Raw genomic sequence first — 18,699 nt, 5'->3', positions numbered from 1 at the left:
ATGAGTTATTTATCTGTTCCGAATGCCACAAAAGCTGATCGCATTCTGGTGGTAGACGACGCACCAGATAATGTTTTGTTGGTTCAAACAATCCTAGAAGAAGAAGGTTACGAAATTAGCACGGCGGAAAACGGCTTTTCTGCCTTGAGTCAAATTGAGAAGTCAGCCCCGGATTTGGTACTGCTCGATGTGATGATGCCGGGAATGGATGGTTACGAAGTCACTAAACGAATCCGACAAAATAAGGAATTGCCCTTTATCCCGATTTTGCTGATCACGGCTCACGACAGTGCGAGCGTAGTGCAGGGATTGGACATGGGAGCAGACGATTTCATCCGCAAACCAGTCGAAATGGATGAACTGCTGGCGAGGGTACGATCGCTCCTGCGGCTTAAACACAGCGTAGACGAGCGCAATTCGATCGCCCTCCAGCGCGAAGATTTTGTCTCCCGACTCGCTCACGACTTGCGGACGCCCCTCGTAGCAGCCGATCGAATGCTAACTTTAATGCAGCAGGGAGCTTTGGGAGAAATTTCTCTTCCCATGCGCGACGCTTTCGGGACGATGGTTCGCAGCAACCAAAACCTGATCGCGATGGTAAATATGTTGCTGGAAGTATATCGCTATGAAGCAGGCCGCAAATCCCTGAGTTTCGCTGCCGTGGACTTGCGCCAGCTTATTACTGAGGTAGCTGAAGAACTAGCTCCCCTAGCGGATGCTAAAGGTTTGTCGGTAAATTTAGACTTGAAAGAAAGTGCAGAAAGTGCACCGATTGCGAAGTATCCGGGCGATCGTCTGGAGCTACACCGTTTGCTGACAAATTTAATCGGAAATGCAATTAAATTCACCGACAACGGCTCAATAGATGTCAGCTTAAAAGCTGCTAATTCCCCTGCTTATACTAGCTTCAAAAACCAACCGCTGGCATGGGTAATCATAGACATCAAAGACACCGGTGCCGGCATTTCTCCCACCGAACAAGCAAAGTTATTTGAAAGGTTTAGCTCGGGAACTCATAAGAAGTCCAGTACAGGTTTGGGACTACACCTCTGCCGCCAAATAGTCGAAGCTCACCGCGGCACGATCGAGGTAAAATCAGAGTTGGGCAAAGGCAGTTTGTTTACTATTCGCTTGCCTTGTTAGAGCCGTATAATTAACTCTAACTTTGGGGTACTCCACGCGCACATTACTACAGATAAACTGTAATTGTACGGAGTTCCGTGCGTACCTAATCAAATTATGGTTAATTTACCGGATGTCATATAGCAGTTCTCAGATAAATGAGGTATACAGAAACCCTATATTGTCAAGCTTTCCATGTCAAAATTCGTACCTCACCTTTTTGAGAAAGGCTATATAATTACTTGGCAAGCAAATTTATGGCAAGATGTCTAACTGTCCAGTGTGCAGTGCTGAATACATAGAAGAAAAAGCAGAGTTTTGCTCGATTTGCGGCTGGGATTTGACTCCCTACCCGCAGCGTGCTAAGCCTTCCAAAACTTATTTAAAAAAAGAACAAGTTAGATTGCAGTGGGCCAAACAAATGTGGGAATTGGCTCGCAATCAACAAAATTGGTCAACCAAATTAGATGAGTTGCAGGGGGAATTGCAGCAAGGTGCGATCGCCCGCACATACATTCAATCTCAGTTAGAATGGGTTCTGTACCGCCTCGAACAACTAAATCCCGAATTGATTGTCAGCACTCTACTGCGGCTGGAAGACAAAATCGGCGCCATAACTGAGTCAACTCCGGCTATCTCGGAAGTGGGGATGGACTACCGCCAACTGACAAAGCTATTAGAAACCGGAAAATGGCGCAAAGCTGACGAACACACTTGGGAAATCTTGCTGCAAATCGCTGTCAGGGAAGACGAAGGCTGGCTGAGTGCAGCCGATATTGACAGTTTTCCTCCTACAGACCTTCGCACGATCGACCAACTTTGGCAACAATACAGCAGCGGGCGGTTCGGGTTGAGCGTGCAGCAGCAGATTTGGGAAAGTACCGAGGCAAATTATACTGAATTTTGCGATCGAGTCGGCTGGCGAGTCAAGGAAAATTGGAAATATTACAGCGAGCTCTCCTTCAACGAAGATGCTCCCCCCGGACATCTCCCCGTCACTGCATGGAGACAGCGCGCCTGTTACGGTGCCGGTAAACTCACCGCAGCAGAAAACTTTGCCCGCATCGCTGCGAAACTGGCAACTGGCGATCGGTGATCATCCAAAATAAAAAATTCAAAATCGACATTAACTGCTATAATCAAAACGGTTTAGCAACTGGGGCTGTGGCTCAGATGGATAGAGCAAGCGCCTCCTGAAGAATCGGGCACCCTGCGAGGAAACTCCGGGAGTGAATGTGGTCAAATTTGGTGAAACCTAAAGAGTTCATGGGTTTCTATGGCTCTAAGGCAATACCAAGCCAAGCCTGAGTTCAGGGCGATTATGCGATCGCCTATATTGAAATCAGGAAGGTTTAGAGACTAGACGGTCACCACCTAAAAGCTGCAAGCATATGGTGAAGGTATAGTCCAGAGAGTGGGGAAACTCACACAAATCTGAAGCGCTAGGCCGCCGGTTCGAACCCGGCCAGTCCCGTTAAAAATCAAGAAAAATTAAAAGCAGGAGGGGGAAGCTTAAGTTTTGCCCCTCTTTTTTGCATATCCGCTAACGAATTCGCCCACAGACGAATACTTGCTGGAAGACGAGGACTTACGCAGAACCTCTCTCTCTAGAGTCCATCTGAAATCTAAAATCTAAAATCCCCCGTTTAAGCCCCCAACATAAGCGTAGAGTCAATCTAAAATCTAAAATCTAAAATCTAAAATCCTATGATCCCCCGACCCTTTTTTAATTTTTAATATTTAATTCCTGTTAGTGGGCTATACGTGCGGTATTTTTTGTTATGGTTCCTTTGTGAGTTACATAAAATTTTTATAGGTTTAGATGTGGTTAAAAATCAATTCAAACACGCAGCGTTACAAGCGTTTGAACACTTCACGCAGTTTTTGGTTCCTAGTAGGGCTTTTGATGGCGTGCTGGTTTGGCTATCAGCAGGTTAAGAGCGAATTTCAGAGACCCCAAGCTTTGTTAGTTCTAGGTGGGGCTACGGAGCGAGAGGTGTTTGCCGCTAAATTTGCTCTGGATTATCCTGAATTGCCGATTTGGGTGTCGTCTGGGAGCAATCCTGAGTTCGCGGAATGGGTGTTTTCAGAAGCGGGAATTGAGTCCGATCGCCTGCACTTAGACTACAGAGCGGTGGATACGGTCACAAATTTTACTACCCTGGTAGATGAATTGAAAGCTCAAGGGATTGAGAGCGTGTATTTGATCACTTCTGACGATCATATGCGGCGAGCTCAGATTATCGGCGAAATCGTACTCGGCAGTCGAGGCATTAGTTTTAAGCCTGTGGCAGTTCCGTCTGGGCGAACCCCCGAACCGGTGGAAAAAGCTGTTCGCGACGGCGCTAGGGCTATTCTTTGGCTCACAACCGGTTATACGGGTGCTAACTTCAGCCAAGCCAGAATTGAATAAACAAAGGGAAGGATTAAGCAAGTTTTAGTTTTTTTCCATTCCCTCTGGTTTTAAAACTTCTCTCCTATCGCGATTTAAGGAAACGCGAAGATGCTGATGACAAATGCGTAAAAGAACAGAAGAGAAAAGAAGGAGTAGTTTAAAATTAGTAGATGAACTTCAAAAGCTAAAATTAATGACCGAGCAAATTCTGCCGCAAGTTCTGGATAAAATTTTGAGTGACACCAAAACGCCGGATGATGTTTTTTCCGCTTTGCTGCCGGCTTTAGGCGAGGTGTTAAATTGCGATCGGGTCTTTCTCTACCTCCGCAATCCTGAAACGCAAAGGGGCAGAGTACCTTACTGCTGGCGTCGCAACTCGAACTTTCCAGAGATTGGGGACGCGGTATGGAAAAAAGAACCCGAATCTTTAGGGGAAGAAGACCCTTTATTTGCAGCAGCTTTGCGAACTGAACCGTCGATTTTTGTTGAGGATGTTGAGACAGCCAATCCTGAAGTTGTCAACAAAAATTTTGAGGCAAAAGAGTTCGGACATCGAGCTTTGATACACGCTCACCTTTGTGCTGACGGCTTATTGTGGGGGGTTTTGCAGCCTTGTATGTTCGATCGCCCCAGAGTTTGGACTGACTTCGATCGCCAAGTTATCGCAGCAGTTACAGAAAAAATTTCACCTTTAGCTGTCGCTTATGTCACCGCCTCAGCATCAAAAGATGAGCGATAAAAATCAATAATTTACCTGTAGGCAGCGGGTGGGCAATGAATGAATGTCAACTTAAGACTAAAACCACGTCTAGGTCGGGGTTTTATCCGAATTTCAATGCCCTTCCCGGCAGAGGAAAGACTGTTTCCGGTTCCCCCCTTTTTAAGTTAGGGGGGATTGAGGAACTAATTTTCAAACAAAAGTCGGGTACTAAATTTGAGCTGATTGTTCTCACTAATGGTGAGGTGTGCATCGCCCTAGGGATAGACTTGGTGCACAATTCCTGTTTAAAAAACGCCCCAATTTTGAATACCCCGACTGCTGAAAACCCCTTGAGCCCGACTAATATCATCCTCAGCGCCATCTACTACTACCAAATAATCGCCCGCGTGCAGGCGATCGGTGTAAGTTCTAGCTGTTTCTTCGGGAATTCCCAAGTCAGTCAAGGCCTTCACCACCCCACCGAAAGCCGCCGCCGAGACCCCAGTGCTTGCTACGCTAGCCACCAGTGAGGCGCCCAAAGTGCCCGCTGCAATCATCGGCCCGATTCCGGGAATAGCTAAACTTCCGAGACCCACTAGCACGGTGGCTAAAGCACTATTTGTCAGAGTGTCTGCTACCACTCCTGCTCCTGTGTCTAGATTTTTATCGCCTACCTGAGCGATCGTTTCAGTCTCGCCTACAGCCTCGCCTGCATCCCTAGCAACAACCGAAACTTTATCCATTGGAAACCCGGAAGATTTCAATTCTGTTAGAGCTTGCTCGGCATCTTCGCGGTTAGAAAACAATCCCAACGCGCGGGTTTGATTGCTTGTTACCATATCTTTCTTCTTATCCCCTGTCAAATTAAACTCAAATTCAAGCCTAATTATTGCGCTTGTTGTCAATCACTTATATTGATATTTTTCGATGTTTATCTTCAGCATTCATCTATCTGTAGATATAACCTGAAAAACAGCAACAAAAGTTATAAAATCAGCGACCCAAATCGTGCATGGCATTAATCTCGATCGCACATCTTTGAGTCAACGCTTGCAACTCCTCGCGATCCGAGGAACCGGGCGCTTCAATTAGCTTGCCAATTCGTACCGTCAGCGGCACCGGACGCGGAATTCCCGAACCTTTCGACGAAATCGCGTGAGTTCCCCACAAACTAACAGGTAACAGCGGCGCTTTAGCCTTAGCAGCTATCAGCGCAGCACCTAATTTCGGTTCAGTAATTCTGCCGTCTGGGGTGCGAGTTCCCTGCAAAAATACACCCGTCGCCCAGCCATTTTCCAAAGAGTTGATAGCGGAGCGAATTGCACTGCGATCGGCACTTTCCCGCTTGACTGGATAAGCACCGTAAAGCGTAATTGCCTGCTTCAAAATAGGAACTTTAAATAACTCTTCCTTTGCCATAAATGCAACAGGTCGCCTCATGCAATTCGACAAAATTGGCGGGTCAAAATCGCTGGCGTGATTGCTGACTACTACCACCGGCCCTTCTGCTGGAACATTTTCTGCACCGTAGATGCGGCCTCGAAAGTATAGGTGCAGCATCGGGCTGACAATTGACCATTTGAATAAATAGTAGAGAAGTAAACTTTCGACTGGTTCGCGACTTTTGCTCACAGAAAAACCTTAAATTTTAAATTACATCGAATATTAGCCTATCAGTTCAGCAAGGACAAAGGAATAGTATTTTGAGGTTTGTAGAGTGCTAATGGCGCACCATTGGTGTCAACTTAAGGAAAAAGACCCCGCGTTGCCTGCGGTTGGAAACCGCGCCTACACAAACAAAACCCACCTACGTGGGTTAAACAAGAAGTCCGCCGGCGCGGACGCAAGCTTGTGTAGCGCCAGACTGAAGTCTGGCGGAGTATTTCACTGAATGTCGGACGTTTGTAAAGGCTCAATTTCCAGCCAGCATGGCTTTTTGTCCTTCCGAAGAAGTCGCATAGCCCAAGAAATCCTTAACTGCTTGGCTAGGAGGATTTTTGTAAGCGTAGTACAACTGCCGCTTGTAAGGATAGTTACCGGCATCCGGCGTCGCACCGTTGACCGGAACAACGCGCACTGTTTTCTGATTGGCTACTTGAGCGAAAGTCGCATAGCCAATGCCGTTGTTGCCTAAAGCTTGCAGCAGGGGAGTTGTCGCATCTCGCGATCGAGCTTAGTGATATTGGGCCCCGTGCCAAAATTAGCGCCAGAGAGCACTTGTTCTTTAAACGTTTGGTGAGTGCCGCTAACTGCCGGTCTGTTAATTACTTTAATCGGGCCTGCCGGGCCGCCAACATTCGACCAGTCTTGAGCATTTCCCTTGAAGATATCTTGAACTTGAGCGGAAGTTAAACCTCCTTTAAACGGGTTGTTAATGCCAACTACAAGGGCGATCGTATCTAGGGCAACAGGGACCGCTGCTAAACCCTGACCTTGTTCTTGAGCCGTCAAAGGTCGCGATACCGCTGCAATATCGGCTGTTCCCGCCGCCAAATCCTGAATTCCCTTTGCAGAACCGTTCGCTTTGGTATCGACTGTCGTGCCGGAAAACTTGCCTTGAAAGCCGTTCTTGAGGTTCTGATTGATTGTCACCATGCTGGTAGAACCGTCAATTCTCACTGCCGTGCCCGCAGGTACGGAAGCTGGAAGCGCAAAAGAAGTGCCTGGAACAGGCGAAGCACCGCCGACTACTGGCGCTACGGGAGGCAGATTGGCTCCACTATCGCCTGAGGGTGTGGTACTGGGTGTATTATTAGCATCCTGTGTTGCTGGTTTGTTCAGAAAAAAGAACCAACCGCCACCGGCGAGTAACAGAAATAACAGGATAAAAACTATGGGGGGAGGCCCGCTCTTAGCCATAAAATTCTCCTTAGCTGGGAAGTTCTTTGTTGTTGGAGCCGTCTAACATTTTTAGCCTGCGATTAACTTCATCGTCTAAGGTCATATTTTCTAATTCTGCCTGAAGTCTTTCTTGGGGGTTCTCAGATATTTCTGCTAAAGCTTGCTGTTGGAGGTTGCGGCCGTGGACGGCATTTTTGGCTTGCTCAAACTGCGATCGAGCTGAATCGATACTGAGGTCGTTGTTAACTTTGGATATGGCTCGAAGGGCTTCGTTAATCTCAGCCATATCTTTCATATTTTGCATATCGGTTTTGTAGGCTTCCAACTTCATCCGTTCTCGATTTAGCTTGTCTTTGGAAGCGTTGACGTAATGTTCGGCTTGTTTGACTTGGGATTCTAACTGCGGCAGAATTTGTTCTGTCTGAATTAGTTTGGACATTGCCAAGCGGGCTGCTTCTTCGTTGCCGTTGCGCTTGGCTGTGATGGCTTGGCGCTCTACGGTTTGCATTTCCCTAACTTTTTCTTCATATTTCGTTTTGGCGCGTTGGTAGGCTGCAACTTGGGTGGAGACTGCTGCTGCTAGCTTTTGCACTGATTCTTGCATTGATCGCAGCGACTCTTCGGCTACCGCCACCGACACCTGGCCGCCGGATTCTACGGGCAGTCCCCACATCCAATTCCAGGCACCTACTATGGTTCTGCCTGCCTTGTCGCCCATCAACCAGTAAAGGACTTTTTTCATATAAATACCAGATAAGCTTGGTTTTTATGCCTAGTTTACATCAGGATTTGTCGATCGCCCGGTCAATCGATTTTAGATTTTAGATTTTAGATTTTAGATTTTAGAATTGAAGCATTGAGCCCACGGATAAATTCGGGGGGCAAGTTTCATCGGATACAGGTTTTTTATTTCTGGGTCCTTAGTCTCCGAAGGAATGAATCCGGGGGCTTGTATCCTAGATGCTTTCGGTCAGGTCGATCGATTTCTCGATTTTTGATTAATATTTTCTCACTGTCTGGATCGCCTATCCCCAATTTGCACAACAGGCAATATTCGGATTTGCCTGTTGTGCGATTCATTTTTGGGCAATCTTCGGACCAATTAACTCTAAATTTTATAACCTGCCGTTTAATAACAGGCTAAAAATAGATTAAGCGGGCAAATCTGCAAAACTGCTAACATTTACCAGCGCTAAATCGGGACAAGTTCGTTTGATCAAACCTGTGAGAACTTTGCCCGGGCCAATTTCCACTACGCGATCAATTCCTTGTTGTGGCAATTGCAGAGAAATTTCTCGCCACCGCACGCCTTTGGTCATCTGCTGAGTCAACCGCTGCTTTAAAGTGGCTGCGCTGGTAGTGGCTGAGGGTTCTGCGTTCGAGAGCACCAGCATTTTAGCATCGGAAAACCTTGCAGACTTTAAGGCTACTTGAAACTCTGCCGCCACTGATGCCATCAGGGGAGAGTGAAACGCACCGGAAACGTTCAATTTAACGGCCCGTTTGACTTTGATTTTGGCCAGCAAATCTTCTACTGCTGCGGGCGTTCCAGAAATCACGACTTGTGCTTCGCTGTTGTCGTTTGCCAGCACTACGTCTCGGCTGTATTGAATTTGCAATTCTAGTTCCTGCCTGTCGAACCCGATCAAAGCCACCATTTGACCGCCGGAGGCAGTGTCCATGAGTTCGGCGCGGCGTTTGACTAAGCGCAATCCGGTTTCAAAGTCAAAGACGCCTGCTGCGTAGAGGGCAACATATTCTCCTAAACTGTGACCGGCAACTACCGCTGGCCGATCGCTTTTTTCTCGCACTAAGTCGGCCAAAATACTTTCTACTACGAACAAGCAAGGCTGAGTGTAGAGAGTCCGAGATAGTTTTGCTTCTTCTTTTTGGCAAACTTCCGGGACAGACCAGCCTAAAATTTCTTTAGCGAGCTCAAATTTGGCTTTGGCTGTTGGCAAGTTTAATAAGTCTGCACCCATCCCGATCGCCTGGGAACCTTGTCCGGGAAATACCCATGCTGTTTTAGTCATTTTTCCGGTAATCTGCTAATTGGTGGTTGCTAATTGGTGATTGCAAAAATTCTTTCTTTCCCGCTTCTAAGTTCGCTCGCTGGTATCCGCTATCTTTCGGTTAACGAACTATCTACTCGCGACTCAAAATTATAACATCTAACTGCGATTTTTACCAGGTTTATTTTTTTTTGCTACTTGAATCTGATTAATAGCCGTAGCACAATTTTCAAGCTTCAAGCCGGGGAAAGTCGATCGAAGAATAGAGGATTTTCCATTTCAGCACGCGCTTGTCAATAACTGCTGTCCAGGTGGTGCACCGCTGCGAACCTTGCCCTATGTATGGCGTGTTAAAGGATTTGTATTTTACTCGATCGAACTCCCGACAATAACCGGAGCCAGTTTACAACCGGCCGCCAAATATTACCTTCCCCATTGAAAAATCGCAGCCCCCCAAGTCAAACCTGCACCGAAACCAGCAGCAGCAATAGTATCGCCCGCTTTAACTTTACCCAGACGCACGGCTTCGTCTAAGGCAAGGGGAATTGAAGCCGCTGAGGTATTGCCGTAATGCGCCAAATTGCTGATTACTTTTTCGGGGGGAATCTTTAGCCTTTGGGCAACTGCATCGAGAATCCGCTGATTGGCTTGGTGCAACAACAGCCAGTCAATTTCGGCGACGCTGATATTGGCCCGAAACATAGCTTTTTCTATGACTTCCGGCACTTTTCTCACGGCAAAGCGATAGATTTCTTGACCATTCATTGTGATGGGCTCAAATCCGCCAACTCCGACGCTGACGCCCTCAATTAATTCTTTTGACTCGGCTTTGTAAGCCAAATTGAGAGACGAATTTTGTGTGCCGTCGCTGCGAATTTCAAATCCCAAAAAGGAATCGACTTCCGAAGCTTGCAATACCACCGCACCTGCACCGTCTCCAAATAGAATGCAAGTACCCCGATCCGACCAATTCACCCAGCGAGATAAGATATCTGCTCCGATCAGCAAAACATTTTGATAAACCCCTGTCCGAATGAACTGCGAGGCTGTCACTAAACCAAAAATAAAGCCCGAACAAGCTGCTGTTAAATCAAAAGCCACAGCTTTTGTCGCGCCCAATTGATATTGAATTTTACTGGCAGTGCCAAACAAATCGTCAGGACTCGAAGTCGCCAAAATAATTAAATCGATATCTGTCGGCGAAATTTCTGCCATGGCGATCGCCTTTTGAGATGCCTCTGTGGCTAAATCGCACAAAGAAGTGCGATCGTCCGCCAGCCTGCGGGAACGAATGCCCGTCCGCGCGCCAATCCACTCGTCAGAAGTTTCTACTATCTGACTCAAACCGTTATTATCCAGCGAAACCTGCGGTGTACAAGAACCGCTACCTGTGACGGCAATGCCGAACCCTGATTGCTGCAACATTCCTCTCCATTTATGAGCGATCCATCTAGAAATTAAAAATTAAAAACTACCAATTAAAATTATTTTTTAAACTTCTGAAATTACTTTTTTTAAGCAAAACAGTTGGTTTAAGCTGACATTTTTAATTTTACATTTTTAATTTTTAATTCCTACTTACTGCCTCTAATTCACAGCTTCTTGTTCCAGAGCGCTTTGGTTATTGGACGATCGAATTCGCTCCAGCACTTGGTTGTCAATAGCCTCCTTCGCCAAACGAATGGCATTAAAAATCGAGCCAGCTTGAGACGAACCGTGGCTGATAATGCAAACTCCAGCAACGCCCAATAGCAAACCGCCGCCGTGTTCAACGTGGTCTACCCGCTGCTTGAATCCTTGCAAGCTTTTTTGCAGCATAGGGTCGTTCATTTGATGTTGGAGTCCTTTGACCAACTCTTCCTTAAGCACCTGGACTACGACTTCGCCCACAGCTTCGGCAAACTTCAACAACACGTTGCCGACAAACCCGTCGCAGACAATCACGTCGAATTTCCCCGACAGCACGTCGCGGCCTTCGGCATTGCCCACAAAAGGAATGTTCGGGTTGTCCACCAATAACTGGTGAGTTCGCACTGCGGCGTCGTTGCCTTTAGAAGGTTCTTCGCCAATGTTGAGCAGGCCGATTTTAGGTTCGGCGACGCCCAGCACGCACTGGCTGTAAATAGTTCCCATAAGAGCGAACTGCTCCAAAAATTTGGGGCGGCAGTCCACGTTAGCGCCGACATCGAGAATGAGTACAGAGCTGCCCGGTATCATTGTCGGCAAAACCGCACCGATCGCAGGGCGATCGATTCCGGGGAGCCGGCCCAACCTGAGCAGGGCAGCAGCCATTGCCGCGCCGGAGTGACCGGCGGACACCACAGCATCAGCTTGCTGTTGCTTTACCAAGTTCATCGCTACGTTAATCGAAGCGTTGGGCTTGCGTTTGAGGGCACTCAAAGGTTCTTCGTGCATTTCCACCGCTCCTTCAGAAGGAACGATTTCTAGCTGACCTGTACAGACGCGGCCGATCGCGTCTTGTTGCCGGAGCGAGTCTTCTATTTGCTGCGGGTCGCCCACGAGCAAAATCTCTACGCCTAATTCTTCTTGTGCCTTAAGCGCTCCAGCTACAACCTCGGCGGGGGCATGATCCCCACCCATAGCGTCTATTGCAATTCTTGCGCGTGTCGATCCCATTGACCAATGTTTGAGAAACACTAAAAATTCTACCAGGAAGTCAGGAGCGTGAATCCATAAGTCTGAATAAAGAACTAAAATCCGCTCGCTAGGGCGATCGGACAATTCTTATTTCCGACTACTCTGATAGAACTTGTTTTGTCACTACTTTACTATTTTTGACGGCATATTGAAAAAATCAATGAAATAGTTTACATGACCGCAAGCACTTTAGTCCGGGAACGCCGGATTCATCCGTGGAGCAAGAAAAAAGCTCCCCATCCTCATCACTTGCCCCCGGATTTATCAGTGGGAGCGCTTTCTTCAATTCTTTAATCTCAAATCTCAAATCGATTGACTTTAGGAGTAAAAAATGCTGGATTTATTTAGCTCAGGGATGATGTCTCTGTGGCTGGACATGGCTGGGGTAGGCACTGCCGCGCCTAATGCTGCGTCAGTGCTGGCTTGGCGGGGAGGGATACCCGGGTTAGTGGTGGCCGAAGATTTGGCTTTTGGGCGAATAAATGCGGCAAATCCAGACTTGCCTGCAGAAGCGACAGTGCGGGAATATTTAAAAGAGTTGAAAGACAAAAACCTGATTGATGGAAATCAGGGAATTTGGGTGCAAGCGGGAATGGTGCCACTGGTAAGTCAGCAGGGGAAGACGCTGATGCCTGGGGCTTCGCTGACTAAGATTGCAACTTCTCTGGCGTCGCTAGAGACTTGGGGCCCTGATTATCAGTTTGAAACGCGGTTCCGGGGAACTGGGCCGATTAGGAATGGGGTGTTGCAGGGAGATTTGGTGGTCAGCGGGGGGGGCGATCCGCTGTTTGTGTGGGAGGAGGCGATCGCCGTGGGCAATGCTCTCAATCAAATGGGTATCGAGCGCGTGGCGGGAAATTTGGTGGTGACAGGCAATTTCCGCATGAATTACGAGTCCGATCCTTTGGCTGCCGGGGAGATACTGCGGCAAGCTCTTGAGGGTAGCAATTGGCCTGCGGACGTGGTGGCAATGTATTCTAAGATGGCTCCGGGAACTAGAAAGCCGCAAGTAACGGTTGCCGGCAGCGTCATTGCTGAGAAATTTGTGACTTCGGGGCATTTGCTACTGAAGCGCCGATCGCTCCCTTTAGCCGAAATTCTCAAGCAGATGAACGTCCACAGTGATAATGAAATAGCTCAGATGCTGGCCGACGATTTGGGCGGGGCAAAAATAGTGCAGCAGCAAGCGACTTGGGCTGCGGGGGTGCCGGAGGAGGAACTTCAATTAGTTAACGGTTCGGGATTGGGAGTGGAAAATCGGATGTCTCCGAGGGCGGCTTGTGGGATGATGCAGGCGATCGCCCGCAACCTTCAGACTACTGGGCTGACGATTGCTGACTTGTTTCCGGTGTCCGGGCGCGATCGAGGAACTTTGGAACACCGACACATTCCGCGATCGGCTGTGGTGAAAACTGGTACTTTGGACACGGTGATTGCTTTGGCTGGAGCCATACCCACGCGCGATCGGGGTTTAGTTTGGTTTGCAATTATTAATCGCGGCACTGATTGGGACTCTTTGAGAGCGCAGCAAGATATATTTTTGCAAAAATTGGTGCAGCAGTGGGGAACTGCATCGATTTTGCCACTAGCAATTACACCGCACATTGACGGCGCCAGACCTGCCTTGGGGGCAGCAAATCGTAGCGATATTTTGGTCGGAGGTTAAGAAATAGGGGTTGAGTTGGGGTTTGGGGAAGGAGCACTGACAAAATAGCTTAGAATTGGAACAAGACTATTGTGCAAGAAGATGATCAAACTGCGATTGAAGAGATACGGGAAAAAACGCGAGACCAGCTACCGGATTGTAGCGATGAACAGTTCTACTCGCCGCGACGGCCGTCCCCTAGAAGAGCTCGGCTATTACAACCCCAGAAATAACGAAACCAGGCTGGATGTTCCAGCGATTGTCAAGCGCCTGCAAGAAGGCGCTCAGCCAACTGACACCGTGCGTGACATCCTGAGAAAAGCCCATGTATTTGAACAAGTCGGAGCCGGAGCCAACGTTGAATCCAGCACAGCAACAGTCAGCTAGTCCAAACTACGCTGGACTGGTTAAGTTTTTAATTGGGCCTTTTTTAGAGACCCCAGGCTCTTTGCGGGTTGATTGCGAACTGCACCCGCGCCAATCGCGGGTCTGGGTTAGGCTGGCTTTTGAAGATCCCGACAAAGGCCGGGTTTACGGTAGGGGCGGACGCAATATTCAGGCGATTAGAACTACGCTCGAAGCGGTGGCGCAAACGGCGGGTCAGTCGCTCTACTTAGATATATACGATGGTGAAGCGGGCGATCGTGGATCTGGCCCGCCCAGGGGCGATCGCGATCGCCCGGATCGCGACCGCCCAGATCGCGATCGGCCAGATCGTGGCTCGCGGGAGCAGCGAGGCGACTTCCGACCCCGGACGCCACCTCCGTCGCCGAGTCCCTTAGCTAGCAGAACTCCGAGAGAACAACCTCGCCGTACTAACACACCTACGTTTAGAACGAGCAGAAATACTCCCGGTTATTAACTAACTGCAGAACCCAGAAAGAATTTTAGATTTTAGATTGCCTGTTGTAGAGTTTGTATTACAAGCCCCGTTTGGTTTGAAATTGCCGGTTTTGCGATCGGAAACAAATGTAAAATTTTAAATTTCAAATGTCAGCGGCATCAGGTTAATCTAAAATCTAAAATTTCAAATCTAAAATCTAAAATTGCCTGACTTAATAGAAGGGAGATTTGATTTGTGCCTCAAGCACCAAACTCATTTGGGAGCTAAATCTAAAAGACGCCTTAGATACTAGGTAAAACCTAGTAACGGGCGTCTTTTTGTTCGCAAATAGTGACGGGTTGAACGTTTAGTTGTTAACTTTTAATTGCTTATTTGGAGGAGATTATGTTGGCATGAATGAAAAACTAACAATAGAGTTACCGAGCACTCAAAGTGCAATGTCGCTGGCCGGTAATCAAGAAGAAAACCTGAAAATGATCTCTAAGCAAACCGGTGCTACCCTGGTAATGCGAGGGCAAGAACTGCTGATTTCTGGCACAAAAAGTCAAGTAGAATTGTGTCATAAATTAGTGCGATCGCTCTCCGACTATTGGAAATCCGGCAAAAATATTACCGGAGTTGAAATCCAGACGGCGCGCCAAGCTTTGGATACCAACCGCCAAGGCGATTTACAAGACTTACAGCGAGACGTTCTCGCCAGAACCCGCCGCGGCGAAGAAATTAGAGCCAAAACCTTCAAGCAGCGGCAATACGTTCAAGCAGTACGCACACACGACCTGACATTTTGCATTGGCCCCGCTGGTACCGGCAAAACATTTCTAGCAGCTATTTTCGCCGTGCAAGCGCTGTTAAGCAAGCAGTACGAACGACTGATTTTAACGAGGCCAGCGGTGGAAGCTGGCGAAAAATTAGGGTTTTTGCCCGGAGATTTGCAGCAAAAAGTCGATCCATATTTGCGCCCGCTTTACGACGCCCTGCAAGAAATGATCGACCCTGAAAAAATGGCCGATTTAATGGAAAGAGGCTTGATCGAAGTAGCTCCTTTAGCTTATATGCGGGGGCGCACTCTCAGCAATGCTTTCGTAATTTTGGACGAAGCTCAAAATACGACGCCGGCTCAGATGAAAATGGTGTTGACTCGTCTGGGCTTTCGATCAAGAATGGTAGTAACGGGGGATATCACTCAAACAGATTTGCCACCAAACCAACAGTCGGGATTGTCAGTCGCCCAAAACATTCTACGCAACGTTGAAGGCATTGCGTTCTGCGAATTCTCTCAGGCGGATGTGGTGCGACATCCTCTAGTCCAGCGGATTGTCGCTGCTTACGAACTGCACGAAACATAGTCATTAGTCATTAGTCATTAGTTGTTGGTTGTTAGTTATTGTTGTTTTAAATTACCAATAATCAATGCCCAATGCCCAATTCCGAATGCCCAATTCCCAAATTAAATTATGCCTAATCTGAAAGAATTCTTAGAAGCTTGCGAACAATTGGGAACGCTGCGTTTAATCGTGACTAGCAGCGCGGCTGTGCTGGAAGTGCGCGGTTCAATTCACAAGCTGTTTTATGCGGAGTTGCCGAAGGGTAAATATGCCAATATGCACGCCGAAATATTTGAGTTTCACCTAAATATGGACAAAATAAAACAGGTTAAGTTTGAAACTGGTGAGGCAAAAAGAGGCAATTTCACTACGTATGCAATACGTTTTCTGGACGAACAAAATGAGGCTGCTTTGAGCGCGTTTTTGCAGTGGGGAAAGCCGGGGGAATACGAACCAGGACAGGTGGAAAATTGGATAGAATTGAAGGAAAAATACGGGGAACTTTGGGAACCCAAACCTGTTGAGGCGCTTTAAATCATAGGTTTTTCCACTTTTAAATTATAGATCGGGGGCGGGCAGGATACCCAACCCCTACTCCCCACCAGCAGAACATTTATTTTTGTACAAGAGGCATCTTGCCTGTTTATAAAAATGGTGTAAAATATCATGTTTAACTGGTTGGTTGTCTAATTTTTCAATTAATGAACCACAGAGGGCGCAGAGAACGCAGGGAAGAGATAAAGAAGAGAAAGAGAGACAGAAGTTTAGTTGTTGGTATGTAATTGGGTATGAAGGTATTTTGGAGTTTTTGTCTGGTTTTACTGGTGTTGCTTTGGGGTGGTGGTGCGAGGGCAGGGGTTTTGGGCGATCGCATATCAAGTTTCCCAAATTGGGAAAGCAAGCCTCCTATCGCTGTAGCTAAGGGAGATTTGGTATATCCCGACTGGATGGCGGGGAATTGGAATGTTGCTAGCACTTTGGTAGATTTAGCCGCTCCTTTAGCGCCAAATATTGTCACGCCAGGGTTTGAAAGCAACCGCCAGTATTTGCAGCAGCCGATATTATTTAAAGTGCGATTTCAACCTGAAAAAAATCTTGAGTTGATTTCTAATTATACATTTAAAAAGACTCAAAAGATTGTAGCCGATCGCACTTTTAACGCTTTGAATATTGCCAAGGCTTATTTAGGCGATCGTGGCGTACTTTCGGTGAAAGTCGATCCGACCAATCCCAACCGCCAAATTACTGTTTTGAAAGGGGAACGCCAATTAATTTCGATTGTTACCAGTCGGGGAACTGAGACGCCGAATCCTCGCGAGTTTGTGTCTACAGAGATTTCTCAGCAGATTTTTCGGGGAGAGTCTGATATTTATTTAAATGAGGTGGAGACAACAACGGCTTATCGAGTTGTTGGATGCGGGAAAAATGGCGATTCTGCGGATAAAAGAATTGAGGCCGATCAGGTGACAGCGATTTATTTGTCGCCGCAAGACCCGGATTATTTTGCTGCTGGGGGGCATCCTGTGGCTTTGTACCGATATCGGTTGGAGTTGGCACGGGGATAATTCAGTTGTCATCTCCATCTACCTAGCAACGATCGACTTTTTTCGCCATTGTCTCTCCTTACATCAGCTTGGCTAATAACCCTCATCAGTTTAACTGTCGCTATGTTGGGAGTTGCTGGTGTCTTCGGTGGTTCTTTGTTCTCCGCCATGCACGGTTCTTTGGTAACATCTTCCTTGTGACAGTGATGAGTGGTGGAATTGATACGCTGGAAATCTATAGTCGGGTTGGTGTGCAGGAGGTTTAGTTTTGGGAGGATGGGGTAATTTCGGTTTATTGTTTGCGCCCAACGGGATATGATTTGGTGAGTAAAAGCGAACTTTTGCCGGAGTTGGATTTGCGATCGATCGAGTTTTATTCGCGTATGGCGGATCAATATGATGGGCTGAATGCTTTTATGCGATCGTTGTAGAATAGAAAAGAGTAATTCTGTGGTTTAATTGCATTGCGATCGGGTGAAATTACCCATAGGTTATAGAAGATTTAACTTGCACTGAATGTATGCTTTGAATACGGGATTGAAAAAAAACATCGATCGGGTTCCTACTAACACTTTTTCCACTAAGCCGCGTCGCGCTAAAGATTGTATGGCTTGCCAAAATTCTGGTTGGGATAATTCACTATCAGTAGCTTTTCGGGAAATATTTACAGTTTCATTTTGAGTAGCTAACCAGTATAACGCCTTTTTTTCTGCATCTAATAAACGCTATAGGTGAGATTCTAAGATGGGTTCTAAGTCACCTAAGAATAAATCACTTACCTCGGATAAAAACAGCGAAACGCTACCATCAAATAGCTCCAAAATAGTTGCAGCAATGATATTTAGCCAGGAAGGATGACCTTGATAAAGGGCGATCAAGTCTGACCATTTTTCCTCATCGACTAATCCTTTTTGTTGGAAAATTTTTGCAGCTTCTTGTCCTAACCCTTTGAGGTGTAAGCTTCGGCTGGAGAGGTTTTCGGCTTCTAAATTCGCGATTTATTTGGGCTTTTCCCAACTGAGGAGGATTAAACAACTCTGATGGGAGGATGTAGCAATTTGTTTAAAAAATTTGCCATAATCTTCATAGCCTGCTAAATATTGACCTGCTAATTGACTGCTACTAAAAATATTCTGTACGTCATCAAGAATTACTAGACAGCGAGAAGATCGGAAATAATCGATGATTGTGGGTAATGGGGGTTGTTGCGATCGCCCAAAAAATTGCTTGAGTTCGGTTTGGAGGGTAGAAAGTGCGGGAGTGTTGGTGAGGCTTAACCAAATAATATAATCAAATTCGGTTTGAGTTTGTTCGATGAGTTTGAGGGCGATCGCACTTTTGCCAATTCCACTTAAGCCGTAGATGGTGATATTGAGTTTGATAAAAAATTAATCAATGATAACAATAAATAAAAATATTTTAATCACAAGGCTTAGATGTGGGTGCGTCCAATTGAGATTATTATCAAATAGATTATCGCAGGTGATGCACTCTACTAAGTCAGGACTTACTAAAATCTATAGGCTATACTATCAATGTAACCGTTCAGGGGGTGCGCCTGAAGCGCACCACCCCAAGAGGAGTTTAAGCATCAATATGTTTGAGAGCTAACA

General features: G+C 46.9%; 19 protein-coding genes. 10 read left to right on the top strand and 9 right to left on the bottom strand.

Annotated elements, in window-relative coordinates; translation table 11 throughout:
* The 4 genes from QUA24_RS18005 to QUA24_RS17990 all read left to right on the top strand — a co-directional run bounded on the left by QUA24_RS18005 (window position 1) and on the right by QUA24_RS17990 (window position 4,256).
* Window positions 1-1,143: a response regulator gene (locus QUA24_RS18005; protein WP_333231027.1), complete on the top strand. Its 1,143-nt coding sequence runs from the start codon at window positions 1-3 to the stop codon at window positions 1,141-1,143.
* Between the two features lie 244 nt (window positions 1,144-1,387).
* Window positions 1,388-2,218 (top strand): GUN4 domain-containing protein, encoded by an 831-nt coding sequence (locus QUA24_RS18000; RefSeq protein ID WP_333231026.1) that lies wholly within the window; start codon window positions 1,388-1,390, stop codon window positions 2,216-2,218.
* A gap of 726 nt (window positions 2,219-2,944) precedes the next feature.
* Complete coding sequence (locus QUA24_RS17995) at window positions 2,945-3,535, top strand: YdcF family protein (protein WP_333231025.1); 591 nt, start codon at window positions 2,945-2,947, stop codon at window positions 3,533-3,535.
* 103 nt (window positions 3,536-3,638) lie between these two features.
* Window positions 3,639-4,256: a GAF domain-containing protein gene (locus tag QUA24_RS17990; RefSeq protein ID WP_333231024.1), complete on the top strand. Its 618-nt coding sequence runs from the start codon at window positions 3,639-3,641 to the stop codon at window positions 4,254-4,256.
* 266 nt (window positions 4,257-4,522) lie between these two features.
* On the opposite strand, the gene QUA24_RS17985 is transcribed toward QUA24_RS17990, so the two are convergent.
* From QUA24_RS17985 to plsX, 8 genes are all read right to left on the bottom strand, one after another.
* Window positions 4,523-5,056, bottom strand: coding sequence for a hypothetical protein (locus QUA24_RS17985; protein WP_333231023.1), 534 nt, complete (start codon window positions 5,054-5,056; stop codon window positions 4,523-4,525).
* A gap of 154 nt (window positions 5,057-5,210) precedes the next feature.
* A complete protein-coding gene (locus QUA24_RS17980; protein WP_333231022.1) occupies window positions 5,211-5,849 on the bottom strand; it encodes a lysophospholipid acyltransferase family protein in 639 nt (212 codons plus the stop codon).
* 280 nt (window positions 5,850-6,129) lie between these two features.
* Window positions 6,130-6,294, bottom strand: a complete 165-nt coding sequence (locus QUA24_RS17975; protein WP_333231021.1) for a hypothetical protein — start codon at window positions 6,292-6,294, stop codon at window positions 6,130-6,132.
* Between the two features lie 53 nt (window positions 6,295-6,347).
* Entirely contained in the window at window positions 6,348-7,076 is a 729-nt protein-coding gene (locus QUA24_RS17970) for a substrate-binding domain-containing protein (RefSeq protein WP_333231020.1), read from the bottom strand.
* A gap of 10 nt (window positions 7,077-7,086) precedes the next feature.
* On the bottom strand, window positions 7,087-7,800 hold the full coding sequence (locus QUA24_RS17965) for a PspA/IM30 family protein (protein WP_333231019.1): 714 nt from the start codon (window positions 7,798-7,800) through the stop codon (window positions 7,087-7,089).
* Window positions 7,801-8,209: 409 nt separating this feature from the next.
* Window positions 8,210-9,091, bottom strand: a complete 882-nt coding sequence (gene fabD / locus QUA24_RS17960; protein WP_333139258.1) for an ACP S-malonyltransferase — start codon at window positions 9,089-9,091, stop codon at window positions 8,210-8,212.
* A 402-nt stretch (window positions 9,092-9,493) separates the two neighbouring features.
* Complete coding sequence (locus QUA24_RS17955) at window positions 9,494-10,495, bottom strand: beta-ketoacyl-ACP synthase III (RefSeq protein ID WP_333231018.1); 1,002 nt, start codon at window positions 10,493-10,495, stop codon at window positions 9,494-9,496.
* A gap of 162 nt (window positions 10,496-10,657) precedes the next feature.
* Window positions 10,658-11,707: a phosphate acyltransferase PlsX gene (gene plsX / locus QUA24_RS17950; protein WP_333213647.1), complete on the bottom strand. Its 1,050-nt coding sequence runs from the start codon at window positions 11,705-11,707 to the stop codon at window positions 10,658-10,660.
* A gap of 352 nt (window positions 11,708-12,059) precedes the next feature.
* Between plsX and QUA24_RS17945 the strand changes: the two genes are divergently transcribed.
* From QUA24_RS17945 to QUA24_RS17920, 6 genes are all read left to right on the top strand, one after another.
* Window positions 12,060-13,394, top strand: a complete 1,335-nt coding sequence (locus tag QUA24_RS17945) for a D-alanyl-D-alanine carboxypeptidase (protein WP_333231017.1) — start codon at window positions 12,060-12,062, stop codon at window positions 13,392-13,394.
* An 81-nt stretch (window positions 13,395-13,475) separates the two neighbouring features.
* Window positions 13,476-13,760, top strand: a complete 285-nt coding sequence (gene rpsP, locus QUA24_RS17940) for a 30S ribosomal protein S16 (protein ID WP_006633724.1) — start codon at window positions 13,476-13,478, stop codon at window positions 13,758-13,760.
* Complete coding sequence (locus tag QUA24_RS17935) at window positions 13,699-14,235, top strand: KH domain-containing protein (protein WP_333231016.1); 537 nt, start codon at window positions 13,699-13,701, stop codon at window positions 14,233-14,235. The genes rpsP and QUA24_RS17935 overlap by 62 nt, the downstream gene beginning before the upstream one ends.
* A gap of 374 nt (window positions 14,236-14,609) precedes the next feature.
* The gene (locus QUA24_RS17930; protein ID WP_333157196.1) at window positions 14,610-15,563 is read left to right on the top strand and encodes a PhoH family protein; all 954 of its coding nucleotides are present in this window, start codon (window positions 14,610-14,612) and stop codon (window positions 15,561-15,563) included.
* A 108-nt stretch (window positions 15,564-15,671) separates the two neighbouring features.
* Window positions 15,672-16,076, top strand: coding sequence for a ChuX/HutX family heme-like substrate-binding protein (locus QUA24_RS17925; protein ID WP_333231015.1), 405 nt, complete (start codon window positions 15,672-15,674; stop codon window positions 16,074-16,076).
* A gap of 254 nt (window positions 16,077-16,330) precedes the next feature.
* Window positions 16,331-17,107 (top strand): DUF6816 family protein, encoded by a 777-nt coding sequence (locus QUA24_RS17920; protein WP_333231014.1) that lies wholly within the window; start codon window positions 16,331-16,333, stop codon window positions 17,105-17,107.
* Window positions 17,108-18,084: 977 nt separating this feature from the next.
* Here QUA24_RS17920 and QUA24_RS17915 read toward each other — a convergent pair.
* Complete coding sequence (locus tag QUA24_RS17915; RefSeq protein WP_333231042.1) at window positions 18,085-18,450, bottom strand: NB-ARC domain-containing protein; 366 nt, start codon at window positions 18,448-18,450, stop codon at window positions 18,085-18,087.
* Window positions 18,451-18,699 lie beyond the last annotated feature (249 nt).

It is taken from the genome of Microcoleus sp. Pol12B5 (genome assembly GCF_036701335.1).
Taxonomy (GTDB): Bacteria; Cyanobacteriota; Cyanobacteriia; order Cyanobacteriales; family Microcoleaceae; genus Microcoleus.
This window is presented reverse-complemented; position numbering and strand designations above follow the sequence as displayed.